Origin of the sequence: Halorientalis litorea, from assembly GCF_023028225.1 — an archaeon.
Classification (GTDB): Archaea; Halobacteriota; Halobacteria; order Halobacteriales; family Haloarculaceae; genus Halorientalis; species Halorientalis litorea.
The window spans coordinates 2,261,804-2,288,451 of record NZ_CP095482.1; the positions used below are offsets into that span (position 1 = coordinate 2,261,804).

A 26,648-nucleotide genomic window follows, 5' to 3' on the forward strand; every position below is an offset into this window, starting at 1 on the left:
TGCCTAGGGACTGAACGACAAAACGATGCGTGCCTCGACCTCACGCCGGGTCGACTCGCAGCGTCACCGTCAGGTCGGCACCGGCCGCGAGTGCCGCGGCCAATTCGCGGTTCAGGTCGGCCGCCGCGGCGTCCGCATCGACCAGTACCGTGCGGTCGTCCACGTAGTCGCTGGTCCGCCCGACCGCACTCCGGTCGCTCTCGAAGGTCAACGCCGGATCGCCGCGGCCAGTGACCGTCGCCGTGTGGCCGTCGGCGTCGAGCGTGACGGTAATCGTCGCGTCGGCCGACTGGCAGGCCCTGACGAACGCCGGGTCGAAGTCCGCCGGGGCACGGTCGGCGTCGATACCGAGGATGCAGTCGCCCGCGGGCGTCAGGTAGTCGTCAGTGGTGACCTCGAAGGTGCTCGCGTGTTCGGCGGCGACGTTCTCGTGGCCGCTGGCGTGAACGACTTCCTCCATGGCGTGGCGTCGCCGACGGCGGTACTTCAGGGGGTCGTTTCACACTCGGCCACGGTGACCGTCACCGTCCCGCAGGCACACTCGTACGCGCGGCGTTCCCCGCCTTCGTCGCGGTACACGAGGTGTGGGTCGGCGAGGGAACGCTCACAGCCCCGGCAGGTCGCGGTCAGGTCCTCGAACATACCACACACTCGGGCCGGACGGGGTATCAAGGCGAGCCATCCGCGGAGTGAAAGTGAAAGTGGTCGCCCTCGGGCGTCGTGTCTCACGTAAAGGATATGACCCCGGCGGCCGCCCTCACAGGTATGTTGGGTGAGTGGAGCGGGGCGTCCGTCGACCCCGGCGAGGGAAAGCCGGACCCGGGCGTGTGGACGCCGGTGGCCGTTCCGGGCCGGTCGTCGGCACTCTCGGAGGCCGACGCCGCCGCCTACCGCGTCGAGTTCGACGACCCGCGCGACGACGGCGACGAGCGCGCGCTACTGGTCCTCCGCGGTCTGTACGCTCACGCCCGCGTCTGGCTGAACGACGAACTGGTCGGCGAACACGACGCCTACTTCGTCCCCTTCCGCCACGCCTTCGAACCCGACCCGACGAACGAACTCGTCGTCGAGTGCCGTGTACCCGAGGACCGGTTCGGCGGCATCCACGACACGCCCGTGTCGGCGGACGCGGCCCCCGGCATCTGGTGGGGGGCCGACGTGGAGACGCACCCGGAGACGTTCTTCTCCGCCCTCAGTGCACACCCCCGGCGGACCGACGACGGGGCCGAAATCGACGTCGAGGCCGTGGTCGAGGCCGGCACGGACCTCGACGACCGTATCACCTTCTCGCTCCGTCCCGAGGGCGAGTTCCAGAGTCGCGGGATGATGGACCGCGCGAGCGTCGAGGCGGCGGCCGGGGAGACGGTCATCGTCGACCACACCATCGACATCCACGACCCAGAACTGTGGTGGCCCCGCGGAATGGGTCCACAGCACCGCTACACCGTTCGTGCGAAACTCGGCGACGAGACGCGGAGCGTCACCACCGGCATCTGCTCGGTCACCTGCGACGCCGACGGCCTCTCGGTCAACGGCGAGCGCGTGCCCGTCCGCGGCGTGAACGTCCTGTCGGCGACGCCCGACGACGTGTCCCGGGCAGTCGACGCGAACGCGACGCTCGCCCGGATGCACGCCCACGTCCCCCCGCGGGAGGTGAACGAGGCCTGTGACGAGGCGGGCGTCCTCGTCTGGCAGGACCTCCCGCTGACCGGCCCGGGGACCTTCGACGTGGAGCGGGGCCGGACCGTCGCCCGGAACCTCGCCCGTGCCCGCCACGCCCACCCGAGCCTCGCGGCCTTTAGCGTCCACGACGACCCGGCGACGCCGTTCGAAGACGGCCTCGGTACCGGGGTCATCGACCGACTACGACTGCGCTGGCGGGCGTGGCGTGCGGGGTACGACCGGACCGACGCCGAAGCGGTGGCCGACGCGCTCCCGACGGACCGGCCCGTGTTCCCCGTGGTCGGCCCCCTCGGCGTCGGTGGCGACGCCACGACCCTGTATCCCGGCTGGGACTACGGCGAGGCGGCCGACATCGGGGGGTTGCTGGACCGCTACGACCCCGCCGTCGTGGCGGAGTTCGGTGCGGGCGCGCTCGGCGCGCTCGACCCCGGGGAGGTGCCGGGTTTCGACCGGGCGAAACACGACGCACACGTCGACGGCGGGACCGACGCCTCACAGCGGTATCAGGCCCGCGTCCTCAAACGCGTGGCCGAGACGCTCCGCCGCCGTGACGTGGCCGTGCCCGTCGCGTTCGCGCTCCGGGACATCGGGGCCGCGGGGTTCGGCGTCTTCGAGCGCGACGGCACCGAGAAGACGAGCGCGAACGCGCTCGCGCAGTCCTACGAACCGGTGCAGGCGACGCTCGTCACCCCCGAGGCTGGCGCGAACTCGGCCATCGTCGCGGTGAACGACACCGACGAGGCCGTCGCGTGCCGCGTCGAGTGGACGGCAGGTGAGACGAACGGCGGCGCGACGGCCGAGGTGGCCCCACACTCGACCGAACCCGTCGAATCCGTCGCCGTTCCGGCGGATGCGGACCGAGCGTCGCTCTCGTTGTCTGTCGGTGACCGCACCGTCGAGAACCGATACTATTTATAACACCCTCCGACACACTGCCGGTCCCGTGTGAGGCTGTAGCGTACTGCTGTGCCGCGTTTGGTAGTACCTTCCACGGGTCAGTGCGACCGGAATATTTAAACACGTATCCCCGCTATTGTTTGGTACCAGAACGCCTCCGGCGTTCAGGCAGTATCGTGCGACGCCCGTAGAATGACAGGGAACTTTCCTTATCAGGTGCTGGCTGTAGCCCGAGAGTCCCACCTGCCGTCCGCCGGAGCGGTAATGGCATCGAGGTACAACCCATGGCAGAATCAATAGACGAATCAAAGAACATCGAAGTGACAGACGACGACATCGAAAACAAATCCAAAGGCGAACTCATCAAACTCGCCGGACAGCTCCGTGACCGACGGAACGAGCTGAACCAACTCGCCTCCGAGCGCGCCTCGGACCGCGACGACCTGAACGCCAAGACTCGCGAGAAGGTCGACGAGGCCCAAGAACACCGCGAGAAGCGCGACGAACTGAACTCCCAGGTACAGGAGCACAAGGAGAAGCGCAACGAACTCAACGCCGAGGCCAACGAACTCTTCGACAAAGTCGAGGAGATGAAATCGGACCTCGAACTCGACGAGGGCAAGAGCCTCGACAACCTCGAAGAGGAAATCGAGGATTTGGAGTTCAAACAGCAGACTGAGGTTCTCAACCCCGAGGAAGAGCGGGAACTCATCGAGAAAATCGAGGCAAAGCGCGAGGAGTACCAGGAGCGCAAGGAGAAACTCGACCAGACCGATGACGTGGAAGGCATCAAGGAGGAAGCCGAGGAGATTCGCTCCGAAGCCTCCAAGCACCACCAGAAGGTCACCGAACTCGCGGACGAGGCCCAGAAACACCACAACCAGATGATAGAGGCCTACCGCGAGGCGGACGAGATTCGCGACGAGGCCGACGAGATGCACGAGCAGTTCGTGGACGCTCAGGAGGCCGCCGACCAGCACCACGAGGACTTCGTGACCGTCCAGAAGCGCCTGCGCGAACTCGACAAGAAGGAAGAAGAGCAGGAGCGCAACAAGCGCGAGGAAGAGCAGGAGGCCGCCCGCGAGGAGGCCGAGGAAATCTACCAGAAGTTCAAGGACGGCGAGACCCTCGACACCGAGGACCTGATGAAGCTCCAGAAGACGGGGCTGCTCTAAACTGCTGTAGCTGATACTTTTACGGTTCTCGCACACCCAGCCACAGGCATGCCTCCAGCAGGGCAGAGTCTCACCCAGTCGGTCGGTCGGAGTATCGTCGCCCTCGTGAGTGCCGTGGTCGTCGCGGCCCTCGCGTGGGTGCTGTTCGTCGCGTATCCCGGCGACCTGACGGACCTGTTCGGCGTCCTCCTCGTGGTTGCCCTGCTTCCGGCCGCCGTCAAACTCGGAACCAACGTCGCCGAGAGCGCGTTCCCGTCGTACAACGTCGCGGAAGTGGCCGTCGAAGGACCGATAACCCGCTCGTCGGGCGGCGGCGTCATCTCTCCCCCAGTCGGGACTGACGCCGACGATGTCGTCGACCAGATAGAGCAAGCCGACGAGAGTGCCGCCGACGCGTTGCTCGTGAAACTGAACACGCCGGGCGGTGAAATCGTCCCGAGCGAGGACATCCGGCTGGCGGCCGAGCGGTTCGACGGCCCGACCGTCGCCTACACGACCGACGTGTGTGCCAGCGGCGGGTACGACATCGCCAGCGGCTGTGACGAACTCTGGGCGCGGTCGGGGAGCATCGTCGGCTCCATCGGCGTCGTCGGGTCCCGGGTGAACGTCGCCGACCTCGCCGACGAGGTGGGCGTCAGTTACGAGCAGTTCACCGCCGGAGAGTTCAAGGACGCCGGCGTCCCGCTGAAGGACATCTCCGAGGACGAACGCGAGTACTTGCAAGGCATCGTTGACGACTACTACGACGACTTCGTGGAGACAGTCGCCGAGGGTCGGGACATGGACCCCGAGGCGGTGCGTGACACCGAGGCTCGCATCTACCTCGGCGAGACGGCGGCGGACCTCGGACTGGTCGACGAACTCGGGACGCGGGCCGACGTGGAGGACCGCATCGCGCAGCGACTGGACGAACCGGTTAGCGTCCGAGAGTTCCAACCCGCCGTCGGGTTGCGCGGGCGGCTTCGCGGCGGTGCCGAACGGGTGGCCTACGCCTTCGGTGCCGGTGTCGCCAGCGTCTTCGACGACGCGGACGGGTTCGACTTCAGGCTGTAACGAGCGGCGGGTTTTTATTTGTCGGCGCGCGAATCTTTCGGTGTGACAACGCTGGTGGCGTGTATCGACCGGAGCGACGACGTGGATGTCACGGCTCCGGTCGTCGGCTGGGAGGCAGTCCGGTCGCTCGTCACCGAGATGGGCGTCGCCGACCCGGAGGACAGTCGCGTCAACTGCGTCCTCGAAGGCCTCCGCATCACGCGGTCGCTCCGCGACGACGACGAGGACGTGGTGGTCGCAGTCATCTCGGCGGCCGGCGACTCCGTCTCGGCGGACCGGGCGGTGGCCCGACAGACCGAGGACTTGGTGGCCGAGTACGACCCCGACTCGGCCGTCGTCGTCGTCGACAGTGCCGAGGACGAGCGACTGGTCCCCATCGTGGAGAGCCGTGTCCGCGTGGACGCGGTGGACCGTGTCGTCGTCCGGCAGGCCCGCGACATCGAGTCGACCTACTACCTGCTCAAGCAGTTCCTCGCCGACGAGGAACTGCGCAAGACGGTGCTGGTCCCCGTCGGTATCGCTCTCCTCGCCTTCCCGGTGTTACTGTTCGTCGCGGACAGTCTCGCAACCGCCGTCGGTGCCATCGCCACCGTCATCGGGACGTTCTTCCTCTACAAGGGGCTCGGCGTCGACTCCTCGCTCGCCACGCTCTCGACGCAGGTTCGGGACGGTCTGTACTCCGGGCAGGTGTCGCTCGTCACCTACGTCGCCGCCATCGGACTGACGCTCATCGGTGTGTTCGTGGGAGCTATCGGCATCTCGGGGATGAACGACCAGGCGACGCTCATCGTGGCGATGCGTTTCGCCTTCGACAGCATCCCGTGGCTGACGGTGGCGGCACTCGCGGCCGCGACTGGCCGCCTCATCGACGAACTCATTCGCGACGAGGGCGTTCGGAGTGCCTACGTCAACCTCCCGTTCGGTGCGGTGGCCGTCGGCCTCGTCGTCCGCGGGTTCTCGGCGTACTTCCTCGAACGCGCCGACGTGTTCGCACCCTTCACCATGTCCCGGATGGACCTCGGACTGGTCACCGTCGAGTCGTTCTCGCTCGAACCGCGCGTCAGACTCGCCCTGTTCATCCTCGCCGGTATCTTCGTTAGTCTCGTCGGCGTCCGCTTCGCCGCGTACTTCAACGGGGACGGCGTCACCGAGGACCTCGTCGAGCAGTAACCGACGCGGATTTAGCCCCGGGTCGGCTACGGAGCGGTATGGATACGGGCGCGTGGGTCAGTCTCTTCTCCGGCGGCAAAGACTCCTCGTGGGCACTCTACCGGGCACTCGAAACAGGACTGTCCGTCGAGCGGCTGGTGACGGTCCACCCCGAGGGTGACTCCTACATGTACCACGTCCCGGCGACCGACCTCGCGTCGCTAGCCGCCGAGAGCATCGGCATTCCGCTCGTGGATGTCAACCCCGACGACTTCGGAGCCGACGACGTGGCCGACGCCGGCGCGCAGGGCGACGACGAACTCGAACCGCTCGAAATCGCGCTCAGTGACCTCGCGACGGAGTTGGGCGACGGGGCGAACGGGGCCGATGGCGGTATCGCGGGCCTCGTCGCCGGGGCCGTAGAGAGCGAGTACCAGACTTCCCGCATCGAGGGGATGGCCGACCGTCTCGACGCCGAGTTGTTCGCCCCGCTTTGGCAGGAAGACCCCCGCGAACTCGCCGACGCGATGCTCGACGCCGGGTTCGAGATTCGCATCGTCCAAGTCGCGGCCTACGGTCTCGACGAGTCCTGGCTCGGACGCACGCTCGACGCCGACGCGCTGGCCGACCTCGAAGCCGTACACGAGGAGTACGGCGTCCACATCCTCGGAGAAGGTGGCGAGTTCGAGACGCTGGTGACCGACGCCCCGCACATGGACCGCCCGATTCGGCTGGACGCCGAACCGGTGTGGGAGGGCGACCGCGGCCATCTCGACATCACGGACGCGTGGTTGGCGTAGCATCCGAGGAACGGAGTGAGTCGGTTCACCGCACGAGCGAAGCGAGTGCGGCCTTTTCGCCCACGTTTTTGCGGGAGCGGTTCGCGCGTTACGCGAACCCGGACGCAAAAAGGTGGAGGGCAACTGCGGCCATCTCGACATCACGGACGCGTGGTTGGCGTAGCATCCGAGGAACGGAGTGAGTCGGTTCACCGCACGAGCGAAGCGAGTGCGGCCTTTTCGCCCACGTTTTTGCGGGAGCGGTTCGCGCGTTACGCGAACCCGGACGCAAAAAGGTGGAGGGCGACCGCGGACACCTCGACATCACGGACGCGTGGCTCGACTAGCCCGTCGGCGCGCGAGCAGTGCTGCCGTGTGCTTTTAGCCATGCAGGGCGTATTCTCGCTGTGACTGATACCGACCGACCCGACACCCGACGCGTCACCGACCTCGAAGACGAGGCGACCCTCGACGCCTTCGTCTCGGAGACGTCGGTCGCGCTCGTGGAGTTCTACACCGACGGCTGTGGCATCTGTGCCCAGATGGAACCGGTGTTGGACGTGGTCGCGAAAAAGACCGACGCCGCGGTGGCGACGGTCAATCCGCGCGACGACCCGCCGTTGGTCGACCGCTTTCGCGTCCAGAGCGTCCCGCTGTTCGTTGTCTTCGTCGACGGCGAACCGGTCGCCCGGCGCGCCGAGGGGTACGTCGGTGCCGAGGACCTCACGTCGTGGGTCGAATCGGCCGGGGCGTAACCGTCACTGCCCGTTGGTAATCTGGGTGTGGGCTCCGATGAGCGCGCCCGCGAGGTCGAGACTCTCGATGTGGGTGTCGTTGTCGATAATCGACTCGCGGATTTCACAGTCCTCGATGGTCGTGTCCGAGAAGATGACCGACTGCTCGACGGTGGAGTCGACCACCGTCGCGCCGGGGAGGATGTGGACGTTCTCGCCGATGTCTGACCCCTCGACAGTCGCGCTCTCGGCGACGAGTCGCCCGCCGTCGAGTTCCCACGCGACCGCTTCGAGGTAGCTCTCCGGCGTCCCGATGTCGTACCACGCGTCCTCGAAGGTGAACGCGTGGACTGCCTCGCGTTCTTGGAGCCACTGGATGAACCACCCCGGTTCGTCGGGGTTGTTGCCGCCCTCCAGATACTCGGAGAACCGGATGCTCTCGGCGGGGAACGCGTAGCAGGCGATGGAGACGAGGGTGCTGTTCGGGTCGTCGGGTTTCTCTTGGAAGTCCACGACCCGGTCACCGTCCAGTTCGAGGAGACCGTACGAACTCGCTTTCTCCAGCGACCCGACATCGTAGGCGGCGAGCATCGGTGCCCCCTGTTCCTCGAAGTCGTCGAGGAACTCGCCGATGGAAAAGCCCATCAGGTTGTCCCCGGCGACGACGAGCAGGTCGTCCGTGATATCCTCGCGCTCGACGAGTTGTGCGAGTGCCCCGACGACGCCGAACTTCTCGTCTTCCTCGGTCGTCTCCTCGACCGAGAGTTGTGGCTTCTCGTACCCCTGTTCGGCGACGTGGGCCTCGAAGTCCGGCCCGAACCGCTCGTTCGTGCTGACGTACACGTCCTCGACGCGCTCGTCGGTTTCGAGGGCCGTTAGAATCCTGTCGATGACCGTCGTCTCTCCTACCGGGAGCAACATCTTCGGCCGGTGCTTCGTCACTGGCCACAACCGCGTTGCGTATCCCCCGGCAAGAACCACGGCGTCCATATGCCTCGGTCACGGCACGACCTAAAGTTCTTTTTGGACCACACCTCGGTCGGGTTCGATGCTCGACCTGTCCAGAAAGGGTTTGCCACTCCACCACGAATCGGTCGTATGCGCGAGGCGAAGTCGAGCCAGACGACCCGCCAGCGCGTCGCCGACCGCCTCCGAACCGAGGCGATGGCCGCCGGAGCCATCGCCCGCGAGTTCGAGGTCGAAACGAGCACCGCCGTCAGCCACGTCGAACACATCGCCCGGTCGCTCGAACACACCGACGAGGAGTTGCTGGTCGCGCCGCCGACGTGCCGGGATTGTGGCTTCGACGACTTCGACGATTTGCTCAACCGCCCGGGTCGCTGTCCCGAGTGCAAGAGCGAATCCGTCGAGGAACCGGCGTTCCGCATCGACTAGCGGTGCGTCGCCGTCGTCGTCGCCCCTGGTGAGAAACGCAGTTACACCCTGCCGGGGAACACCGTAGCGACGGACAGACCCTTTCTTCGAACGCATATCTAAACACGACAGGAACTCTCATAATTGATTGTGAAATAAGGCGAACGACTCGACGGGGGAAACGAACCAATGCCAATCGATGACCTCGCCCGGAGTGATGTTGTCACCGCCAGCCCTGAGACGCCAGTCACCGACCTCGCAGTAACGATGGCCGAGGAAAACGTCGGGAGCGTCGTCATCACGAACGGGGACACACCAGTCGGTATCGTGACCGACCGTGACCTGACCGTTCGGACGCTCGCCGACGGTGCCGACCCGACCGCACAGACCGCCAGCGACGTGATGTCCAGCGACCTCTGTACGGCCGAACGCGACGCCGGGTTCTACGCGGCGACCAGTTCGATGGCCGAACACGGCGTCCGACGACTCCCGGTCTGTGAGAATGAGACCCTCGTGGGTATCATCACGTCGGACGACCTGATGGAGTTGCTCGCCGACGAACAGCAGTAGTTCGCGTCGGTGATTCAAGCACAACGCCCGGAGTACTGACACGGCACTCGCCCGAGGTTCGGCCCGGGCGTGATTCAGTGCCCACCCGCGTCGTTCGATGTCCGACACAACGACCGATTGGCGGCGCGCCCCTCCTTGTTCAGAACTCGTAGTTGGACTTCGAACCGAGGTCCACGTCGTCGGTTTCGATAGGACCCACGCCGGCGAACGTGTACTCGTCGTCGGTCAGATACACCGCGCCGTCGCTGACGGTCACGGCCACCTCTTGGAGGTACGCCCCCTCACAGGGGCCGTACGTACAGCGACCGCTCTCCTCCTCGAAGTACGCACCGTGGTTGGTACAGATGAGTTCGCCGTCCCGCATCTCCGCGCCGGACCCCTTGTCGAGTTTGATGTGCGTGAAGTGCTGGCAGTAGTTGAGCCAGCAGGCGACGCCGTCGGCGAGTGACACGAGGATGGCCTCCTGTTGTTCGTCGATTCCGTTCTCCTGCACCCGGAACAGAAACGTCGAGTCCTCGGGAACCTCGTTGACCGACACGACGCGACTTCCCTCGTCCATATCGGACGCTGGGCCGTCTCCGACCTTAATCACACGGTCCACTGCTCTCGGTTATCCCTCTGTCTGGCTACGAACCCCTATTCTGACGCGTCAGGTTAAGGACGGTGCCGCGTGTGGACGAGGCATGGACCTGCTCATCTACGGGTCGTACGGCTACACGGGGGACCTCATCGCGGACACGGCCGCCGACCGCGGCCACGACCCGACCCTCGCCGGTCGCAACGAGCGGAAAGTGGCCGACCAAGCGGCCGAACTGGGGTTCGACCACCGCGTCTTCGACCTCGACGACACCGGGGCCGTCCACGACGCGCTCGACGCCCACGACGCCGTCCTGAACTGTGCTGGCCCGTTCGTCCAGACGTACGAACCGCTGGTCGAAGCCTGCATCGAGACGGGCACGCACTACCTCGACATCACCGGTGAGATAGTGGTGTTCCAAGCCATCGCCGAGTACGACGACGCGGCCAGCGAGGCGGGCGTGATGCTGATGCCGGGCGTCGGTTTCGACGTGGTGCCGACCGACTGTCTCGCCGCCCACCTCCACGAGCGTCTACCCGAGGCAACCCACCTCGCACTGGGATTCGACGCGATGGCCGGAATCTCCCCCGGGACGGCCAAGACGGTCATCGACTCGCTGGACGAACCGGGGTACGTCCGCGAAGGCGGGCTACTCGAATCCGTCCCGGCCGCCCACAACACCCGCCGCATCGACTTCGGTCGCGGTGAGAAGTCCGCCGCGACCATCCCGTGGGGCGACCTCGTGACTGCCTACCACACCACCGGCATCGAGAACGTGGAAGTCTACACCGCCCTCCCGGAGCCAGCCATCTGGGCGATGCGCGCCAGCCGTCCGTTCACGCCGCTGTTGTCGCTCCCGCCGCTCAAATCCGGCCTCGAACTCCTCGTCGACACCACCGTCTCCGGGCCGAGCGAACGCGAGCGCGAGACGGGCCGCAGTTTCGTCTGGGGTGAGGCGAGTACCGCCGAGGGCGAGCGCGCCGTCTCGCGGTTGGAGACACCTGAGACGTACGCCCTGACGGTCGAGACGGCCCTCGAAATCGCCGGGCGCGTCCTCGACGGCGACGCCCCCGAGGGGTTCCAGACGCCCGCCGGCGCGTACGGCCCGGACCTGATTCTGTCCATCGACGGAACCGAGCGACACGACGAGTAGCCGCGAACTCACAGTTTGAAGTGATGGGCTGTTCACACGCCGAGTAGACACACGATGTGACTCCCCGCTGCCCTCCTCGCCCTCCTCGTCGTCACCGCCGGGTGTAGCGCGCTCTCGGAGAGCCAACCACCGAGCGACCAGCGCGCCCTCGACGTACAGAACCGGACTCTCACCGCCGCCGAGAACGTCTCGACGTACCGCTACACCATCGACGTGCACGTCTCTGCTACCGACGGCACCGACTCACGGGCCGTCGGTATCGACGGGCACGGCGTCGTCGACTACCGAGCAGAACAGGCTGTCGCGAACGCCACCACGGCCGGCGAGACGCGGTCGGTGTACGTCGACGGCGACACCGTCTACACCGAGTGTCCGTCTCCGTGGGACGGCTGGGGCGTCGAGAACGCGTCCGAAGAGATAGCGTGGGCCGAGTTGAGTCCACTCGGCCGGCAACTGTCCCTGCTCGAACGGACCAACGTCTACTATCAGGGCAACCGGACGCTCGACGGCAACCGGACGCTCGACGGCAACCGGACCATCCTCGTCGTCGCCCACCCCTCACAGCAGACCCTCCAGTCACTCCCCGACACCGGTAGTCGGTCGTCCGTGGACTTCTCGGACGCGAACGTCGACAACGCGACGTTCGAGTTGTGGGTCGACCCACAGACTGACCGCCCGGTGCGGACCGAACTCCGCATCGAAGTCTCGTCGTCGGACGCCTCGGGTGTCGCCGAGATCGAGACGCGGTTCCGCGACTGGAACGAACCGGCCAGCATCTCGATTCCAGACTCCACCCGGACCGACCAACACGAATTCGGCTGTCCGGGGGCGTGACAAACGTACTGTGTTCGACCGGTCAACACACTTTACTTCGCGCTGTCTCATTACGATGACATGTGCCAACTGCGGAGAATGATTGAAGACTTCTTTTACAAGCACATGTACGGTGACTGGGAGTCTGTCTCCCACGGTCTTTGGATGTACGGCCACATTTCAATCTTGGTTGCGACCGCGCTCGTCGGCTATACGTTCGCCAGACAGCAGTACCTGCTCACCGTGCTTCTCCTCCCGTTTCCACTCGTGTACTTCTACAAACGCCACGAAAAGGCCCGAGAGTACACGGTTCAGTCAGAGACGCCCATCGAACCCGGTGAGGATTACGATCCGAGCGAACACCACTGAAGCCATGCTTTACTGACACACCGTCCGTTCGCCCGGTCGTCTATCGGGCGGACGACTCGGACTCGCGTTACTCGTCCTTTCAGTCCTCGTCTTCGTCCACGTCGCCAGACTACGTCTGGCGGGCTCAGGAGGACGACTCCTCGTCGTCCTCCTGAACGTCCTCGAAGTCTGCGTCCACGTACTCCTCGCCGTCACCTTCGGGACCAGCACCGGGGCCGGCACCGCCGGGACCTGCGCCCGCCGCGCCCGCGCCGGGTCCGGCACCGCCTGCGGCCTGTTGGGCCTCCTGCTGGTACATCTGCTTCCCGATTTCCTGCAGTTCCGTCGAGAGGCTCTCGGTGGCCGATTCGAGGGCGTCGGCGGCGGTGTCGAGGTCCGCGCTGTCGACGCTCTCGTACTCGGCGAGGGCTTCCTCGACGCGTTCGATCTCGGCCTCGATGTCGCTCCGCAGGTCGTCGTCCACCTCGTCCTCGTTCTCGTCCAGCAGTTTCTCGGCGCGCTGGACCGCGGCCTCGGCGTCGTTGCGGGCCTCGACGAACGCGCGACGTTTCTGGTCTTCCTCGGCGTGTTCCTCGGCCTCCTCCTGCATCTGGTCTATCTGGTCGTCGGAGAGACCGGCACCGCCCTCGATGGTGATGGACTCGGCGTTGCCCGACCCCTTGTCCTCGGCTTCGACGTTGACGATGCCGTCCTCGTCGATGCTGAATCCGACCTCGATTTGCGGCGTTCCGGCCGGCGCGGGCGGGATACCGGTCAACTGGAACTCGCCGAGCAGTTCGTTCTCCTCGGCCATCTCGCGTTCACCTTGGAACACCCGGACCTGCACGGAGGTCTGGTTGTCCGCGGCGGTGGTGAAGATTTTCGACTCCTCGGTCGGGATGGTCGTGTTCTTCTCGATGAGCCGCTCGAACAGGCCGCCCTTGACCTCGATACCGAGCGAGAGGGGCGTCACGTCCAACAGCACGATGTCGTCCACGTCGCCGGAGAGGACGCCGCCCTGAATGGCCGCACCCAGCGCGACTGCCTCGTCGGGGTTGACGTTCTTTTTCGGTTCCTGTCCGGCGAGGTCCTCGACGCGCTCCTGAATCATCGGCATCCGGGTCGACCCGCCGACCAACAGCACTTCGTCGATGTCGCTCTCGTCGTAGCCCGCGTCGGCGAGTGCCTGCTCGGTCGGACCGACGGTCCGCTCGACGAGGTCCTCGGTCAGGGACTCGAACTTGGCACGCGTAATCTTCTGTTCGAGGTCCTTGGGGCCGCTGTCGTCGGCCGCGATGAACGGGAGCGTGACGGTCGTCTCCTTGCGCGAGGAGAGTTCGACCTTGGCTTCCTCGGCGGCGTCTTTCAGCCGCTGGAGGGCCTGCCGGTCGTCGCGCAGGTCGATGCCGTGTTCGGCCTCGAACTCGTCGGCGAGGTAGTCGATGATGGCGTGGTCCCAGTCGTCGCCCCCGAGGTCGTTGTCCCCGTTCGTGGCGACCACTTCGTAGACGCCGCCGCCCAAATCCAGAATAGACACGTCGAACGTCCCTCCACCGAGGTCGTAGACCAGCACCGTCTGGTCCGACTCGTCGTCGAGGCCGTAGGCCATCGACGCCGCGGTCGGTTCGTTGATGATGCGTTCGACCTCGAACCCGGCGATTTCGCCGGCGTCCTTGGTCGCCTGTCGCTGGCGGTCCGAGAAGTACGCGGGGACCGTGATGACGGCCTTCTCGATGTCGTCGCCGAGGTACTCCTCGGCGTCCCGCTTTATTTTCTGGAGAATCATCGCCGAGACCTGTTCCGGCGTGTAGTCCTCGCCGTCCATCTCGACGGTGTACCCGTCCTCGCCCATGTGCCGCTTGATGGACTCGACGGTGTTCTCGGGGTTCTGGATGGCCTGGTTTTTGGCCGGTTTCCCGACGAGACGCTCGCCGTCCTCGGTGAACGCGACTACCGACGGTGTGGTCCGCTCGCCCTCACCGTTGACGATGATTTCGGGGTCGCTCCCCTCCATCACAGCGAAGGCACTGTTGGTGGTGCCGAGGTCGATACCGAGAATCTTGTTGCTCGTCATGTTACCCTACTCTACCCGTCTCGGCCGGTTAAAAGTTGCTAGATACCGGGACACACGCCCTCCGGCCGCCCCGATGCCGTACGTCGGTTTCTGCGAACCACGCCGACACGTCAACACGAACTATATCCGGACCGCAACTAGACCGCGGCCGGCCGAGACCCCGCCACACGATGCCGGAGTGTCACGACCCGTCCGCGTCGCCCGCTCCACCCTCGCTGACGGTCACCTGTGCCGTCCGAATGACCTTCCCAGCCATCTCGTAGCCAGGACGGTGGACCTCTGCGACGGTTCCGTCCGGTTGGTCACTCTCGACTCGGAGCAACACTTCGTGGCGTTGTGGGTCGACCTCATCGCCCGGTTGTGGGTCGACCGTCTCGACGTTCTCGTGGTCGAGTTCCTCGTCGAACTGCCGGAGCGTCGTCTCGATACCGTCGCGGATGTCGGCACCTTCGTCCTGTTCGAGTGCCCGGACGAGGTTGTCGCGCACGTCGAGCAGTCGTGTCACGAGGTCCTCCGTCGCCCGCTGTTTCTCCTCCTCGCGGCGTTTGTCCATCCGCTTTTTGTAGTTCTGGAAGTCCGCTTTCGTCCGTGCGAGCTGTGACTCCAGTTCCTCGACTTCCTCCTCCCGCGTTTCGAGTTGTGACTCCAGCGAGTCGACGCGCATTCGCAGCGACGCGACTTCCCGAGCCATCTGCTCGGGGTCGGCGTCGGCGACTCGTTCCACGAGGTCGTCGTCTATCTCTCCGTCCTCACCACCCTCGGCGATGTCCGCCAGCGAGTCGTCCGCCCCGGCGGACGACTCCGGGGTTCTCTCGACGTCTTCGTCGGCTGTCTCCGTGCCGTCCGGTTCAGAGGCGTCCTGCTCGCTCATGTCAATACGGAACCGCGGGACGCGTATAAGGGTTCAGAAATCCACTACCGTTCCGCTGTCTTTCGAATCAGTTCTCGACCTGTTACTGCCGTTGAAATGGCTGTAGACCCTCCTTTGAGTATGGGCGACCGTGGCGTCAGTCCCGTCATCGGGGTCGTGCTGATGGTCGTCGTGACCATCCTACTCGCCTCCGTGTTCGCCACGAACTTCATCAGCCTCACCGACGGGGAACGACAGGACGCGAAAGAAGCGGTCGGACAGGTCGAGGAGGAACTGTCCGGCGACGACAGGGTCGTCGACCCCGAGGGGGCGAGACTTCGGGGCGAACTCGTCTTCGCACACGACGAGACGCCCGGGGCGACGACGACGCACGAAGTCAACTGGGACGTCGGAACGGGCGACGGGACCGCCGAAATCGGCAACTCACTCAACAAGCTCAACGTAATCTACAGCGGGTCGGCCGACGTGTCCGGTGTCAGTGCTTCGGACGTTCTAGTATATCTAAACAAAGACGACGATGCCACTATCGAGGTGAACGCGACGGACGACGTTAGTGGCGTCTCGTCCAGCGGCGGCGGCACGAAGATTACAATCACGCTCACGGGCAACTACGACATCGAAGAACGCGACACTATCGTCGTCGCTTACAGCAACGCACAGAACCCGGGGTCCAGTGGGAACTACAACACGAAAGTGACGATTAACGGCGACGCACCCGATGCTGGCGACGAGACACAGACCGGGCCGCTGGATATCGACTGACCCGGCCCGTAGCGGTTAAACCCCGGACGGACGGAGTGGCGCACGTGTCCGGCGTCACGCTCACCTTCGAGGACGGGACGATTCGGGTCGACAGCGACGGCGTGCCCGACCCCGTCACCGACCTCCCGGGCGTCGAGTTCGACGCCCGTACGAAGACCGCTCGCGCGCCAGCCATCCGCTACCGCGAGTTGTGCCGTGCCCTCGCCGAGCGTGGCGTCGACTACAGCGACGACGTGGGCGACTGGGCGACGCTGACCCTCACCTCCGCGTACGAACTCCGCGAGTACCAGCGGACGGCTCTCGACGCGTGGTTCGACACCGACGACCGCGGCGGGACCACGGGTGACGACAGCCCTGCCGCCCCGCGCGGCGTGCTGGAACTCCCGACGGGGAGCGGCAAGACCGTCATCGGCATCGCGGCTGTGGCGGCACTGGGCCTGCCGACACTCGTCGTCGTTCCGACCATCGACCTGCTCGAACAGTGGCGGCGCGAACTCGAAACCGAGTTCGACGTGCCCGTCGGCCAGTTCGGCGGCGGGGAACAGCGACGGGAGGCGATAACCGTCTCGACGTACGACTCGGCGTATCTGAAGGCCGACGACGTGGGCGGCGAGTTCGGTTTCGTCGTCTTCGACGAGGTGCATCACCTCGGCGGCGAGGGTTACCGCGACATCGCGCGACTGCTCGCCGCGCCCGCCCGCCTCGGCTTGACGGCCACCTTCGAGCGGCCCGACGGCGCGCACGAAGTCGTCGCGGACCTCGTCGGCCCGCTGGTCCACAGCGTCACCGTCGACGAACTGGCCGGTGACCATCTGGCGGCCTACGACATCAAGCGAATCGAGGTGTCGCTCACCCCCGCCGAGCGCGAGGAGTACGAGCGCCACCAGTCGGTGTTCACCGACTACCTCGCGGCGTCGAACATCGAGATGCGAAGCGGGAGCGACTATCAGGAACTCGTCAAGCGGTCGGGCACCGACCCGCGTGCCCGGGAGGCTCTGCTGGCGAAACAGCGCGCCCGCGACGTGATGCTCAACGCCGACCGGAAGGTCGAGGAACTGGCGGCCATCCTCGACAGACACCGCGACGACCGTCTCATCGTGTTCACCGCCCACACCGACATGGTGTACCGACTCTCCGAGCGGTTCCTGCTCCCGGCGATTACGCACGAGACGGCCGCGAGCGAACGCCGCGAGATACTGGAACGGTTCCGCCGCGGTGACTACTCCCGAGTCGTGACGGCGAACGTCCTCGACGAGGGTGTGGACGTGCCAGACGCGAACGTGGCTGTCGTCCTCGCGGGGAGCGGGAGCGAACGCGAGTTCACACAGCGACTCGGGCGGGTCCTGCGCCCGAAGGCCGACGGTGGCCGCGCTCTCCTCTACGAACTCGTCAGCGAGGAGACGGCCGAGGAGCGTGTCGCACAGCGGCGGCGGTGAGCGTCGGAGTGCTAGTCGTACTCGAACGTGAAATCCAACTGCCCGTCGCCCCCGTCCCACTCGGTGTAGGACAGCGGTACCGTCACCGCGACCTCGCGCTCTTCGCCCGGGCCGAGTTCGAACGTCTGTGTCGCCGACCGCTGACCGTCCCCGACCGCTGCCGTCACGCGAACCGACCCCTCCCGAACGCGTCGCGCCGGGTTCGAGACGGTCACGTCCACGACCAGATTCCCCTCGTCTCCCGCGCGCGCCGAGAACTCGGCGACCTCTAGCTCCGGGAACGCGGTGAGGCCGACGGTTTCGGTCTCCGGCGGCGGCGTCCCGGTTGGCGGCGACGGCGTCGGCCTCCGCGTGTTCGAACAGCCAGCACTGCCGGCAGCGAGGAGGCCCAGCGCGGCGACGACCTGTCGGCGGCGCATACCACCCGGTGGACGCGGGGCCAGCATGAATCTTCCCGTGTTCGGGCGGCTTTTGACCCTCGGGGACCACGGTCCGGGCGTGCTGACGAAGGACCTGCTCCGGGTGTCCCGTGCCGGTGGCGGCTACCAGCCACGCTTCGCGGACGGGGGTGACCGTGACCTCGCGGCCCGCGTCATCGGCACCGTGCAGGGCCACGTCGGCGAACCCCGCGCCGACCTCGACGCGGCACTGACGGCTCTCGAACGCGAGGCCGACGACTTCAAACTCGTGCGCGGGTTCGCCAAGCTCTTGGACCGCGAGGCGACGTTCGAGACCCGGGCACCGGTCGACCCCGAACGCGCCCGGCGCGCCGCGTACACCGCCGCCGAGACGGTCGGTGTCGTCACGGAGCGCGAACGCGAGAGGGCACTGGTGCGGGCGGCCGACCGCCTCGACTGCACGCCCGACGCCGTCGCGGAGTCGCTCTACGCCGACCGCGAGACGCGGCAGGTCCTCGCGGACGTGTCCGTTCGCTGGGACCCGGCGGCCCTCCTCGCCCAGTACAACCTCTCGCTGGCACAGACCGCGCTGTTCGACGCCACGGCGGTCCGCGTCCGTGCCTCGGACCCGAAAGCTGTCGTCTCGGCCGTCAAGCGTCTGCGCCTGCTCTACGAGATTCGGAAGACGGACGCGGGCCGCGAGGTGGTCGTGACAGGGCCGGACGCCCTGTTCCGGCGGACCCGGCGGTACGGGACGGCGTTCGCTCGCCTCCTCCGCACGGTGGCGAAGACGGCGGACTGGCGACTCACCGCCACTATCGACGACAGAGGTACCGACCGCGAGATGACGCTCACCGACGACGACCTGACCGTGCCCGACACCGACCCGGTCACCGAGATGACGTTCGACAGCGGCGTCGAGGCCGACTTCGCCGCCCGCTTCCAGTCGCTGGACCTCGACTGGACGCTCGTGCGTGAACCGGAACCGCTCGAAGCGGGCGCGCACGTCGTCATCCCCGACTTCGCGTTCGACTATCGGCACGCCGACTTCCGCGTGTTCTTCGAGATAATGGGCTTTTGGACGCCCGAGTACGTCGAGAAGAAACTCTCCCGGTTGGCCGAGTTGGAGGACGTCGACATGCTGGTCGCCGTCGACGAGAGCCTCGGGGTTGGCGAGGACATCGAAGCCCGCGACCACCGCGCGATTCCGTACGCCGGGACGGTCCGCATCAAGGACGTTCGGGACGCCCTCCGGCAGTACGAGACGGAACTGGTGGCCGAGGCCGCGACGGCACTCCCCGCCGAACTCGTGCCCGACGACGACGTGGTTCCCCTCGCGGCACTGGCCGACCGCCACGGCGTCAGCGAAGATGCCCTCGAAGGAAAGGAATTTCCGGAGCACGAACTGGTCGGGCGGACGTTGATTCGGCCTGCCGTACTCGACGCACTCGCCGACGACCTGACCGCCGGACTGTCGCTCGACGCCGCCGAGGAACGCCTCGACGCGCACGGTATCGACGACGCGAGCGCGACGCTCGCCCGGCTCGGGTACCGCGTCGAGTGGGAGGGGTTGAGCGGCGGGACGCTCAGAGCGCGGGAGTGACACGGGAGCCGAAGTCGTTTTGAACGTCCCGCGCTCCCTCATCTCATGGACCTCAGTGCCCACCACTACGGCGTGACCGTCTCGGACCTCGACCGGGCCGTCGCGTTCTACCGCGACACGCTCGGACTCGACGTACTCGACCGGTTCTCCGTCGGCGGCAACGCCTTCGCCACCGGCGTCGGCATCGAGGGTGCAGCCGCCGAGTTCGCCCACCTCGACGCCGACGGCACCCGTCTCGAACTCGTCTCCTACGACCCCGCGGGGAGCGACCAGACCGGCGGCGGCGTGAACCGCCCCGGCGCGAAACACCTCGGGTTCGAGGTCACCGATATCGACGCGTTCCACCGGGACCTCTCGGACGACGTGTCGACGGTCAGCGAGCCACAGACTACCGAGAGCGGCACGACCATCCTCTTTCTCCGCGACCCCGAGGGCAACCTCGTGGAGATTCTCGAACCGTAGCCGACCGCCACGGTACTTATGCGGACTGCCGTGGGACATCTTCGCATGCGCCTCCGCACGCTCGCTCTCGCGCTCGCGGCGGGAGTCTCCGCGTTCGTCCTCGTCGCCGTCGCCGTGACCGAACTCGCGTCTTCCCGCATCGAGTTCTCACTGTTCCTCGGCCTCCCTGCCGGCCTCGTCGCCGGTGCGGTCACCACTGCCCTCGTCGCGGTCGGACTCGGTCGGTCGCCGGCCAGCCGTCGGTTCGCACTCGCCGCCGCCGCGTTCGGCGTGGCGTTTCCTCTCTCACTGGTCGCCATCGCGTTCCTCGTCGGGAGTGGCATCTTGACGGCGATGGCTGTCGCCGTCGTCGTCGGCACCGCCGCCGCTGTCGGGACGTACGTGCGAGCGCGCAACACCGAGACGGCACCCGAAGAACCGGAACGGGCGGGCGGTTGACCACCAGCATCCGCCGAGCGCGAAGCGCGAGGCGGTTCACTCGGCACGACCAGCGGTCGCGCCGAGCAGTTTTTATACTAAATTTTTGCGAGTAGGGGTCGCCAGTGGCGACCCCTCGAAGTGAAAATTTAGTCCTACATGTAACCGAGGTCGCGCAGACGCTCCATCAGGTCCTCCTTGTCCTGGGCGCGGCCGGCGCGCTCGGTCGTGTTGGCCATGTCCTGCAGCCAGGCAGGCTCTTCGGCGGACTTGTCGGTCGAGACTTCACTGCCGAGCGAGCGGAACCCGGCGAAGTACTTCGGACTGACGGGGAGGTCGTCCTTGGTGAGGTCGCCGGGGATGTCGTCCTGTCCCTGCGGGACGTACCCGTCGTCGGGGTACTCCTCGACAGTGTCCGGGACGACGAAGTGCCAGTAGGCGTCCCACACGTCGGGTTCGGAGAACTGCAGAATCGTCTGAATCCGGTCGTGGGGCGGGTAGATGTCCGGGTCGTGACGCGGCGAGAAGAACGTCTCGTCGGCGCGCGCTTCCTGTTCGTCCCAGCGCACACCCGAGAGGATGCCGTCGACGTCGTACTCCTCGATGGTGTCGTTGAGCGCGACCGTCTTCAGCAGGTGGTTCCCGACGTAGGTGTCGAGTAGGAACGGGAAGGTGTCCTCCTCGTACTCCAGAATGTTCCGGATGTGGTGCTGGTTGTGTTCGCTGAGTTCGTCGACGGGGATGTCGTCACCCGGCGTCAGGTCGTTCTCGTCGACGTACTCGCCCACGTCCTCGTTGCGGGCGTAGATGAGTTCGAGGTCCCACTCGTCGGCCCACTTCTCGACGAAGTCGAACAGTTCGTCGAAGTGCTGGTAGTGGTCGATGAAGACCGCCGGGGGGACTTCGAGGTCGTACTTCTCGGCGACTTCCTTGATGAAGTACAGCGTCAGCGTCGAGTCCTTCCCACCGGTCCACATCACGACGGGATTCTCGTACTGTTCGAGGCCTTCGCGGGTGACCTCGATTGCCTTCTCTATCTTGTCCTCGATGGTCGGGTAGTCGTCCGGGTCTTCGCCTTTGCCGTCCTCGTAATCGACGTCGAGATACTCTGGGAAGTCTGCCATGGTGTAATGAGATATAATTAGATGCTGTAAGTGTTTTTCGGCCTGTGCTTTCCGTGGGGCGGTGTCCCATCTCCCGTGCGCGTGACGAGTACTTTTTGACCGTCGGTGCTGAATCGCGCGGTATGGACCGACTGCCACGCTCGCTCCGTGACGCGCCCGTCGTCGAGAAGGACGGGTACCACTACTTCGTGCATCCCGTCAGCGACGGCGTGCCCGCGCTCGACCCGGGACTCCTCCGGGAGATAACCGTCCGCATCCTCCGCAAGGCCAATCTGGCGGACGTGGACAAAATCGTCACCCCCGCCGCGATGGGCATCCACATCAGCACCGCCCTCTCGCTCGCCACCGACCTCCCCCTCGTCGTCGTCCGCAAACGGCAGTACGGCCTCGACGGCGAAGTCTCCCTCTCGCAGGTCACCGGCTACTCCGAGAGCGAGATGTACGTCAACGACGTGTCCGCCGGTGACCGCGTCCTCCTCCTCGACGACGTACTCTCGACGGGCGGCACCCTCTCGGCCCTCATCGGCGCGCTGGAGGACATCGGTGCCGAGGTGACGGATACCGTCGCCGTCATCAAGAAAGTCGGCGGCGGCGACGCCCTCGACGACACCGACCACGACATCAAGACGCTCGTCAACGTCGACGTCGTCGACGGCGAGGTGGTCGTCGTGGACGAGGACGGCGACGGCTAGCGGTCCTGCCAGTACGCCTCGTCGAGGAACCGCTCGTACGTCGCGCTGTAGCCCAACGCCCGTCCGACCGGTCCGAGTGCCGTCCCGACCGCTCGCTGGACCGGATACGGAACGTCGGTGAAGTACACGTCGTCGATCGTCTCCGCGGCCATCACCGCCCCCTGTAACACTCCGGGCCGACCTCGTTCGTCCGTGTCCCCCTCCTGTGCGAGGCCGAACAGGGTGGCCACCACCTTCCCGAGTCGCTCGTTCGCCGGGAGCGTCCGCACCCGGAATGCCGCGTCACCGTCCCCGTCGTTTCGGAACGTGTGCGCCGTCCCCGGCGCGACCCGAATCGCTGTCCCCGGTTCGAGCGTCCGCTCGCGCCCGCCCACGCGGAACGCCACGTGACCGTCGAGAACCTCGAACCGCTCCTCGGTGTCGGGATGGACGTGTTCGGGCGGCCCGGATGCCCCCGGGTCGAGATGCACGTCCGCCGCCCCTTCCGGTGCATCCGCTGGCGGTTCACGGATGCGGACTCCCGTCACCGGGTTCGAAATCTCCGCGTTCTCAACCGTCCCGCTTGTCATGGGTAGACTGCAAGAGTTCACGCCTCAAAACCCTTCGCTCACGGTGCCGCGGAGACGGGACTCCGCGGCGTGTTGTTCGCGTCAGAAGTAGCGGGAGGTAGATTTGAACTACCGATCTGCGGGTTATGAGCCCGCCGGAATCTCCTGGCTATCCCATCCCGCTACATCTGGGTAATCCCGACCGCCAATTAAGGGTTGTGATTCACGGGCCGTCTGTGAATTTCTACCCGGATTCACCCGTGTGAACTTTCCACGTGAACAGGCTCTCGAACACGTAGTTCACCACCATCCCGACGCCGATACCGATCCACTTCGCGCCGACCAACCACACGTCGACGCCGCGGACGGCGAGCGAGAGCGTCACGAAGTTGATGAGCGCGACGAAGATGACGTACTGCACGAGTGACCCACTGGCCCGGACCGCGTGGGACTTCAGGAGTCGACTCCCCAACCCGCGGCCGTCGTCCTCGGCCGCGAACGTCCAGTTCTCGTTGATGGCGAACATCACGAGAATCGCCGTCTCGATGCTCAGGACGTTCGCTATCTCCGGCGCGAGACCAGCCTGCTCGACGAGGGCGAGCAGGACGATGGTGTCACACACAGCACCGATGGCTCCGACGGAGACGAACTTGCCGAACCGGACCCGCGACAGCAACGAGTCGAGGTGTCGTGTCCGGTCGCTCATTCTTGTTCCACGAGTGCGGATGGGTCGTCGCGCTGTGCGGCAATCGCGCTGTGGAGTCGACTGTCACGGACCTGCTTCGCACGGTGGCGGGCGGCCAGCACGGCACGCCCCATCCGCAGGGCCGTCCGTATCGGGTCGACGGTGGAGCCCGGGCGGTCCTCCCACGTAATCGGCACCTCCGCGATTCGCAGGTCGAACGCCGCCGCCATCGCCACGAGTTCGATGTCCCACGCGAACCCCGGTTCGTAGAGGTGTTCCCGGACCTGCGTCCACCCCTCCCTCGTGATGGCTTTCGCCCCGCACTGGTAGTCGTGCAGGTCGGTGTTGAGCAAGCGGCGGGCGACGCGGACGAACCCGTCCCCCAGCAGTCGACGGGCGACGGTCTGGTGGCCGGCGACGGTCGCATCGGGATGGCGACGCGACCCGACGGCGAGGTCAGCGTCCCCGTTCCGGACCTGTGCCACCACGTCGGTGAAGGAGTCGGCGGTCGTACTTCCATCGGCGTCGACGAACGCGAGAATATCCGTGTCGAGTGCCTCGAACCCGGCCGTGACGGCCGCACCCTTCCCGCGGCGGTACGGGGACACGTTCACCGTGGTCGGGGTATCGGCCAGTGCGGCCTCTACCGCCGCGGTGGTCCCGTCGCTCGGCGCGTCGAGTTCGACGCGAATCGTCTCGGGAGCGAGCGTGTCGTGGAGGGCAGCGGTGTAGGCGACCAACCTGTCGGTGTCCGGCCGGTACGCCGGAACGACGACACCCAGAGACCTCATCGTTTCGTGGAACCGTGGGCGCGAGTAAAAACCATTCGTCTCCCCCGGAGACGGAAGACGTATAGTTCCGGCCGCGTCTCTGTCGGGTGAATGGAGTACGGTCTCGTCGCGCTCTGGATGGGCGTGTACCTCGCGCTCTTGCTCGCAGGGCTGCCGCTCGCCGCGGTGCTGTTCCCGCGACTCGCGGACCGTGGCGTCGGCGTCGCGATTCCACTCGCCGCCACCATCCTCTGGTTCGTCGGCTACCTCCTCGGCCACGTTTCCCTCTCGCTCGCAGTTCCCGCCGGCGTCGTCGTCCTCCTCGCCCTCGCGGCGGCGGCGTTCTACCGCCGACGCCCGGCCATCGACACCGCCGTCGTCGGCGAGACGGCCGCCGTCTTCGCCGTCGCGTTCCTGTTTCTGGTCGCTATCCGCGCCGTCGACCCGGCGGTCCATCCCATCGGCGGGGAGAAGTTCCTCGATTTCGGCCTGCTTCGGTCGCTGCTGCGGGCCGAGACGCTCCCGCCCGAGGACATGTGGTTCGCCGGTGAGCCGGTCAGTTACTACTACGGGGGCCACCTGCTCGCGAGTCTCCTCACGCGACTGACCGGCACCGCCCCGCGGTTCGCCTACAACCTCGCGCTCGCGGGCTTCTACGCCATGCTCGTGACAGCCGCGTACGGCCTCGCCGGGTCGCTCGCCGCCCACCGCGGGACGCCCCGCCGGTCCGGTGCGGTTCTGGGCGCGCTCTTCGTCGGCATCGCAAGCAACCTCTCGACGCCGGTGGAACTGCTCGCGTGGCTGCTCCCAGACGGCGTGGTTGCCGCTGTCGCCGGGCTGTTGTCGGTGGACCCGACGGTGGTGAACCCGCCCGCGGAGTTCAACTACTGGGACGCCAGCCGCGTCATCGAGGGGACAATCAACGAGTTCCCGTTGTTCGCTTTCCTGAACGGTGACCTCCACGCCCACATGATGAGTACACCGTTCCTGTTGCTAGTCGGCGCGCTCTGTTTCAGTTACTACCTGACGCCCGAGTCGGCACTGCGACGGCGGCGGCTGCTCGTCGCCGGCCTCCTTCCGCCACTCGCCGGCCTCCTCGCCGTCGTCAACACGTGGTCGTTCCCGACGGCCGGCGGCCTCACCGCGCTGACCCTCCTGTTCGCGCCGAGCGACCCGCGGACGCTCCTACCCGGCACACTCCGGACCCGTCTCACCGCCGACGACTGGCGGGCCGACGAGAGCCTCCGGACGCTCGTCGCGGTCGGTGGCGGCGCGCTCGTCGTCGCCGTCGGTGTCCTCTGGTCGCTCCCCTTCTGGCTGGGGACGGCCAGCACCCGGTCGGTCGCCGTCCTCCCCGACCGGAGTCCGCTCGGCCCGCTCGTGCTGGTTCACGGGACGTTCCTGCTCGTGTTCGTCCCCTATGTTCTCCGGCACGCTGTGCCGCGGCTGACCGGCCGGTGGCGACTCGCCGCCGCCGCGTCCGTCGCAGTCGTCGTGGCCGTCGGCGTCGCCGTCGACGCGGCGGCGGTGGCAGTGTTCGCGCCGCTCCTCGTCGTGGGATGGCTCCTGCTCCGACTGACCGAGCGGGCGACAGTCGCCGCCGGGGCCGACGCTGGCGTCGCCAGCACCGACGGCGGTGCCGAGGCGTCGACTGCACGCGGAACGGAGCCAGCAGACGACGGCGGCCCGCCCCTCGACCGGCCGGGATTCGAACTCGTGTTGCTCGTCGCGGGTGCGGGGTTGCTCCTTCTCGTGGAGTTCGTCTACATCGAGGAACAGGCCGCACCGGGTCGGTTCAACACGGTGTTCAAGACGTACATGCAGATATGGGTGCTGTGGGCCGTCGCGGCGGGCGCGGCACTCGCCCACCTCTGTTACCGGCACCGCCCGACGCTCGCGCTCTCCGGCGAGCGATGGGGGCAAGCCATGCGCGCGTTCGCGGTGGTGCTCCTCGTCTCCGCGTCGGTGTACGGTGCCTTCGCGCTGGCGAACCACTTCGACGACGACGGTGCCATCGCCCGGACGGACGACCCGACGCTCGACGCGACGGCGTTCGTGGCGACGGCCCACCCCGGCGAGGCACCGGCGATTCGCTGGCTGGACAACCGAACGGGACGGCCGACCATCGTCTCCGCGCCCGGCGGGTACAACTGGAACGGGGCCGAGGGCGACGGCGCGAGCGCGGCCGCCAGTCTCACCGGCCTTCCGACGGTGGTCGGCTGGCACCACGAAATCGGGTACCGGGGCGAGGACGCATACACCAACCGCACGGCGGACGTGCGCCGCATCTACGTCGGGTCGCCCGAGCGGCAGGCCGAACTGCTCCGGGCGTACAACGTGAGTTACATCTACGTCGGGCCGGCCGAGCGTGCCACGTACGCGGACATCACTGTCAGGAACGTGCCGGGCGTGACCGTCGAACTGGCGCGGGGTGACGTGGTGATATACGGCGTCGAGCGGGACGCGCTTCCGCGCGAGTAAGAGAAAGCGGGACGGCGAGC

General features: G+C 66.5%; 29 protein-coding genes and 1 tRNA gene. 18 read left to right on the top strand and 12 right to left on the bottom strand.

The genetic code is table 11. The annotated features are described in order from the left end of the window. Nucleotides 1-40: 40 nt before the first annotated feature. Together MUG95_RS12120 and MUG95_RS12125 are read right to left on the bottom strand one after the other, a co-directional pair. Nucleotides 41-460 (bottom strand): DUF371 domain-containing protein, encoded by a 420-nt coding sequence (locus MUG95_RS12120; RefSeq protein ID WP_247008081.1) that lies wholly within the window; start codon nt 458-460, stop codon nt 41-43. 26 nt (nt 461-486) lie between these two features. Then, entirely contained in the window at nt 487-642 is a 156-nt protein-coding gene (locus tag MUG95_RS12125) for a hypothetical protein (protein ID WP_247008083.1), read from the bottom strand. Nucleotides 643-765: 123 nt separating this feature from the next. On the opposite strand from MUG95_RS12125, the gene MUG95_RS12130 reads away from it, so the two are divergent. From MUG95_RS12130 to MUG95_RS12155, 6 genes are all read left to right on the top strand, one after another. Then, nucleotides 766-2,601: a glycoside hydrolase family 2 protein gene (locus MUG95_RS12130; RefSeq protein WP_247008084.1), complete on the top strand. Its 1,836-nt coding sequence runs from the start codon at nt 766-768 to the stop codon at nt 2,599-2,601. A 263-nt stretch (nt 2,602-2,864) separates the two neighbouring features. Beyond that, nucleotides 2,865-3,755, top strand: a complete 891-nt coding sequence (locus MUG95_RS12135; RefSeq protein WP_247008086.1) for a coiled-coil protein — start codon at nt 2,865-2,867, stop codon at nt 3,753-3,755. Between the two features lie 48 nt (nt 3,756-3,803). Then, entirely contained in the window at nt 3,804-4,808 is a 1,005-nt protein-coding gene (gene sppA, locus MUG95_RS12140) for a signal peptide peptidase SppA (protein WP_247008088.1), read from the top strand. Between the two features lie 42 nt (nt 4,809-4,850). Continuing rightward, nucleotides 4,851-5,978, top strand: a complete 1,128-nt coding sequence (locus MUG95_RS12145; RefSeq protein WP_247008090.1) for a DUF373 family protein — start codon at nt 4,851-4,853, stop codon at nt 5,976-5,978. A 38-nt stretch (nt 5,979-6,016) separates the two neighbouring features. Further along, nucleotides 6,017-6,757: a diphthine--ammonia ligase gene (locus tag MUG95_RS12150; RefSeq protein WP_247008091.1), complete on the top strand. Its 741-nt coding sequence runs from the start codon at nt 6,017-6,019 to the stop codon at nt 6,755-6,757. Nucleotides 6,758-7,143: 386 nt separating this feature from the next. Beyond that, nucleotides 7,144-7,491 (top strand): thioredoxin family protein, encoded by a 348-nt coding sequence (locus MUG95_RS12155; RefSeq protein ID WP_247008093.1) that lies wholly within the window; start codon nt 7,144-7,146, stop codon nt 7,489-7,491. 3 nt (nt 7,492-7,494) lie between these two features. On the opposite strand, the gene MUG95_RS12160 is transcribed toward MUG95_RS12155, so the two are convergent. Continuing rightward, nucleotides 7,495-8,460, bottom strand: a complete 966-nt coding sequence (locus MUG95_RS12160; RefSeq protein WP_247008095.1) for a nucleotidyltransferase family protein — start codon at nt 8,458-8,460, stop codon at nt 7,495-7,497. A 108-nt stretch (nt 8,461-8,568) separates the two neighbouring features. On the opposite strand from MUG95_RS12160, the gene MUG95_RS12165 reads away from it, so the two are divergent. Both MUG95_RS12165 and MUG95_RS12170 read left to right on the top strand, forming a co-directional pair. Continuing rightward, the gene (locus tag MUG95_RS12165) at nt 8,569-8,865 is read left to right on the top strand and encodes a transcriptional regulator (protein WP_247008096.1); all 297 of its coding nucleotides are present in this window, start codon (nt 8,569-8,571) and stop codon (nt 8,863-8,865) included. Nucleotides 8,866-9,033: 168 nt separating this feature from the next. Then, complete coding sequence (locus tag MUG95_RS12170) at nt 9,034-9,414, top strand: CBS domain-containing protein (protein WP_247008098.1); 381 nt, start codon at nt 9,034-9,036, stop codon at nt 9,412-9,414. Nucleotides 9,415-9,553: 139 nt separating this feature from the next. Here the strand turns inward: MUG95_RS12170 and MUG95_RS12175 are convergent, their stop codons facing one another. Further along, nucleotides 9,554-9,973, bottom strand: a complete 420-nt coding sequence (locus MUG95_RS12175) for a Rieske (2Fe-2S) protein (RefSeq protein ID WP_247008099.1) — start codon at nt 9,971-9,973, stop codon at nt 9,554-9,556. Between the two features lie 124 nt (nt 9,974-10,097). On the opposite strand from MUG95_RS12175, the gene MUG95_RS12180 reads away from it, so the two are divergent. From MUG95_RS12180 to MUG95_RS12190, 3 genes are all read left to right on the top strand, one after another. Further along, complete coding sequence (locus MUG95_RS12180) at nt 10,098-11,144, top strand: saccharopine dehydrogenase family protein (protein ID WP_247008101.1); 1,047 nt, start codon at nt 10,098-10,100, stop codon at nt 11,142-11,144. Nucleotides 11,145-11,357: 213 nt separating this feature from the next. Continuing rightward, nucleotides 11,358-11,978, top strand: a complete 621-nt coding sequence (locus MUG95_RS12185) for a hypothetical protein (protein WP_247008104.1) — start codon at nt 11,358-11,360, stop codon at nt 11,976-11,978. Nucleotides 11,979-12,056: 78 nt separating this feature from the next. Beyond that, nucleotides 12,057-12,326, top strand: a complete 270-nt coding sequence (locus MUG95_RS12190; protein WP_247008106.1) for a hypothetical protein — start codon at nt 12,057-12,059, stop codon at nt 12,324-12,326. Nucleotides 12,327-12,450: 124 nt separating this feature from the next. On the opposite strand, the gene dnaK is transcribed toward MUG95_RS12190, so the two are convergent. Next, on the bottom strand, nt 12,451-14,379 hold the full coding sequence (dnaK, locus tag MUG95_RS12195; protein ID WP_247008108.1) for a molecular chaperone DnaK: 1,929 nt from the start codon (nt 14,377-14,379) through the stop codon (nt 12,451-12,453). A gap of 181 nt (nt 14,380-14,560) precedes the next feature. After that, nucleotides 14,561-15,250, bottom strand: coding sequence for a nucleotide exchange factor GrpE (locus tag MUG95_RS12200; protein ID WP_247008110.1), 690 nt, complete (start codon nt 15,248-15,250; stop codon nt 14,561-14,563). 120 nt (nt 15,251-15,370) lie between these two features. On the opposite strand from MUG95_RS12200, the gene MUG95_RS12205 reads away from it, so the two are divergent. Next, nucleotides 15,371-16,012: a type IV pilin domain-containing protein gene (locus tag MUG95_RS12205; RefSeq protein WP_247008112.1), complete on the top strand. Its 642-nt coding sequence runs from the start codon at nt 15,371-15,373 to the stop codon at nt 16,010-16,012. A gap of 44 nt (nt 16,013-16,056) precedes the next feature. Then, a complete protein-coding gene (locus MUG95_RS12210) occupies nt 16,057-17,448 on the top strand; it encodes a DEAD/DEAH box helicase family protein (protein WP_247008114.1) in 1,392 nt (463 codons plus the stop codon). Nucleotides 17,449-17,459: 11 nt separating this feature from the next. Here the strand turns inward: MUG95_RS12210 and MUG95_RS12215 are convergent, their stop codons facing one another. Further along, nucleotides 17,460-17,867 carry a hypothetical protein gene (locus MUG95_RS12215; RefSeq protein ID WP_247008116.1) on the bottom strand — a complete coding sequence of 136 codons (408 nt, stop codon included), beginning with the start codon at nt 17,865-17,867 and terminating at the stop codon, nt 17,460-17,462. A gap of 79 nt (nt 17,868-17,946) precedes the next feature. On the opposite strand from MUG95_RS12215, the gene MUG95_RS12220 reads away from it, so the two are divergent. From MUG95_RS12220 to MUG95_RS12230, 3 genes are read left to right on the top strand one after another with little or no spacing between them, the layout of a single operon-like run. Beyond that, nucleotides 17,947-19,449, top strand: a complete 1,503-nt coding sequence (locus MUG95_RS12220; protein ID WP_247010487.1) for a DUF790 family protein — start codon at nt 17,947-17,949, stop codon at nt 19,447-19,449. A gap of 45 nt (nt 19,450-19,494) precedes the next feature. Further along, nucleotides 19,495-19,911, top strand: a complete 417-nt coding sequence (locus MUG95_RS12225) for a VOC family protein (protein ID WP_247008118.1) — start codon at nt 19,495-19,497, stop codon at nt 19,909-19,911. A gap of 45 nt (nt 19,912-19,956) precedes the next feature. After that, entirely contained in the window at nt 19,957-20,349 is a 393-nt protein-coding gene (locus MUG95_RS12230; RefSeq protein WP_247008120.1) for a DUF8147 domain-containing protein, read from the top strand. Between the two features lie 134 nt (nt 20,350-20,483). On the opposite strand, the gene MUG95_RS12235 is transcribed toward MUG95_RS12230, so the two are convergent. Then, nucleotides 20,484-21,452 carry a phosphoadenosine phosphosulfate reductase family protein gene (locus MUG95_RS12235; RefSeq protein ID WP_247008122.1) on the bottom strand — a complete coding sequence of 323 codons (969 nt, stop codon included), beginning with the start codon at nt 21,450-21,452 and terminating at the stop codon, nt 20,484-20,486. Nucleotides 21,453-21,574: 122 nt separating this feature from the next. Here MUG95_RS12235 and hpt point away from each other — a divergent pair, with 122 nt between their 5' ends. After that, nucleotides 21,575-22,144, top strand: a complete 570-nt coding sequence (gene hpt, locus MUG95_RS12240) for a hypoxanthine/guanine phosphoribosyltransferase (RefSeq protein WP_247008124.1) — start codon at nt 21,575-21,577, stop codon at nt 22,142-22,144. On the opposite strand, the gene MUG95_RS12245 is transcribed toward hpt, so the two are convergent. The 4 genes from MUG95_RS12245 to MUG95_RS12260 form a co-directional block, all read right to left on the bottom strand. Continuing rightward, nucleotides 22,141-22,713, bottom strand: coding sequence for a cupin domain-containing protein (locus tag MUG95_RS12245; RefSeq protein WP_247008126.1), 573 nt, complete (start codon nt 22,711-22,713; stop codon nt 22,141-22,143). The genes hpt and MUG95_RS12245 overlap by 4 nt on opposite strands. Before the next feature lie 88 nt (nt 22,714-22,801). Further along, nucleotides 22,802-22,876: transfer RNA gene (locus tag MUG95_RS12250), tRNA-Met, on the bottom strand. A 60-nt stretch (nt 22,877-22,936) separates the two neighbouring features. Beyond that, nucleotides 22,937-23,398, bottom strand: a complete 462-nt coding sequence (locus MUG95_RS12255) for a GtrA family protein (RefSeq protein WP_247008128.1) — start codon at nt 23,396-23,398, stop codon at nt 22,937-22,939. After that, complete coding sequence (locus MUG95_RS12260) at nt 23,395-24,168, bottom strand: glycosyltransferase (protein ID WP_247008130.1); 774 nt, start codon at nt 24,166-24,168, stop codon at nt 23,395-23,397. The genes MUG95_RS12255 and MUG95_RS12260 overlap by 4 nt, the downstream gene beginning before the upstream one ends. A 90-nt stretch (nt 24,169-24,258) precedes the next feature. On the opposite strand from MUG95_RS12260, the gene MUG95_RS12265 reads away from it, so the two are divergent. Continuing rightward, nucleotides 24,259-26,628 carry a DUF2298 domain-containing protein gene (locus tag MUG95_RS12265; RefSeq protein ID WP_247008132.1) on the top strand — a complete coding sequence of 790 codons (2,370 nt, stop codon included), beginning with the start codon at nt 24,259-24,261 and terminating at the stop codon, nt 26,626-26,628. The last annotated feature ends 20 nt before the right edge of the window (nt 26,629-26,648 follow it).

What these genes read in the sequence shown, in the direction of transcription:
- MUG95_RS12160 (WP_247008095.1), bottom strand. Translation starts at nt 8,460, where the DNA reads ATGGACGCCGTGGTTCTTGCCGGGGGATACGCAACGCGGTTGTGGCCA.
- MUG95_RS12130 (WP_247008084.1), top strand. Translation starts at nt 766, where the DNA reads ATGTTGGGTGAGTGGAGCGGGGCGTCCGTCGACCCCGGCGAGGGAAAG.
- MUG95_RS12175 (WP_247008099.1), bottom strand. Translation starts at nt 9,973, where the DNA reads ATGGACGAGGGAAGTCGCGTCGTGTCGGTCAACGAGGTTCCCGAGGAC.
- MUG95_RS12265 (WP_247008132.1), top strand. Translation starts at nt 24,259, where the DNA reads ATGGAGTACGGTCTCGTCGCGCTCTGGATGGGCGTGTACCTCGCGCTC.
- MUG95_RS12120 (WP_247008081.1), bottom strand. Translation starts at nt 460, where the DNA reads ATGGAGGAAGTCGTTCACGCCAGCGGCCACGAGAACGTCGCCGCCGAA.
- dnaK (WP_247008108.1), bottom strand. Translation starts at nt 14,379, where the DNA reads ATGACGAGCAACAAGATTCTCGGTATCGACCTCGGCACCACCAACAGT.
- hpt (WP_247008124.1), top strand. Translation starts at nt 21,575, where the DNA reads ATGGACCGACTGCCACGCTCGCTCCGTGACGCGCCCGTCGTCGAGAAG.
- MUG95_RS12235 (WP_247008122.1), bottom strand. Translation starts at nt 21,452, where the DNA reads ATGGCAGACTTCCCAGAGTATCTCGACGTCGATTACGAGGACGGCAAA.
- MUG95_RS12225 (WP_247008118.1), top strand. Translation starts at nt 19,495, where the DNA reads ATGGACCTCAGTGCCCACCACTACGGCGTGACCGTCTCGGACCTCGAC.
- sppA (WP_247008088.1), top strand. Translation starts at nt 3,804, where the DNA reads ATGCCTCCAGCAGGGCAGAGTCTCACCCAGTCGGTCGGTCGGAGTATC.
- MUG95_RS12230 (WP_247008120.1), top strand. Translation starts at nt 19,957, where the DNA reads ATGCGCCTCCGCACGCTCGCTCTCGCGCTCGCGGCGGGAGTCTCCGCG.
- MUG95_RS12125 (WP_247008083.1), bottom strand. Translation starts at nt 642, where the DNA reads ATGTTCGAGGACCTGACCGCGACCTGCCGGGGCTGTGAGCGTTCCCTC.
- MUG95_RS12190 (WP_247008106.1), top strand. Translation starts at nt 12,057, where the DNA reads ATGATTGAAGACTTCTTTTACAAGCACATGTACGGTGACTGGGAGTCT.
- MUG95_RS12215 (WP_247008116.1), bottom strand. Translation starts at nt 17,867, where the DNA reads ATGCGCCGCCGACAGGTCGTCGCCGCGCTGGGCCTCCTCGCTGCCGGC.
- MUG95_RS12255 (WP_247008128.1), bottom strand. Translation starts at nt 23,398, where the DNA reads ATGAGCGACCGGACACGACACCTCGACTCGTTGCTGTCGCGGGTCCGG.
- MUG95_RS12245 (WP_247008126.1), bottom strand. Translation starts at nt 22,713, where the DNA reads ATGACAAGCGGGACGGTTGAGAACGCGGAGATTTCGAACCCGGTGACG.
- MUG95_RS12200 (WP_247008110.1), bottom strand. Translation starts at nt 15,250, where the DNA reads ATGAGCGAGCAGGACGCCTCTGAACCGGACGGCACGGAGACAGCCGAC.
- MUG95_RS12170 (WP_247008098.1), top strand. Translation starts at nt 9,034, where the DNA reads ATGCCAATCGATGACCTCGCCCGGAGTGATGTTGTCACCGCCAGCCCT.
- MUG95_RS12180 (WP_247008101.1), top strand. Translation starts at nt 10,098, where the DNA reads ATGGACCTGCTCATCTACGGGTCGTACGGCTACACGGGGGACCTCATC.
- MUG95_RS12150 (WP_247008091.1), top strand. Translation starts at nt 6,017, where the DNA reads ATGGATACGGGCGCGTGGGTCAGTCTCTTCTCCGGCGGCAAAGACTCC.
- MUG95_RS12135 (WP_247008086.1), top strand. Translation starts at nt 2,865, where the DNA reads ATGGCAGAATCAATAGACGAATCAAAGAACATCGAAGTGACAGACGAC.
- MUG95_RS12165 (WP_247008096.1), top strand. Translation starts at nt 8,569, where the DNA reads ATGCGCGAGGCGAAGTCGAGCCAGACGACCCGCCAGCGCGTCGCCGAC.
- MUG95_RS12260 (WP_247008130.1), bottom strand. Translation starts at nt 24,168, where the DNA reads ATGAGGTCTCTGGGTGTCGTCGTTCCGGCGTACCGGCCGGACACCGAC.
- MUG95_RS12205 (WP_247008112.1), top strand. Translation starts at nt 15,371, where the DNA reads ATGGGCGACCGTGGCGTCAGTCCCGTCATCGGGGTCGTGCTGATGGTC.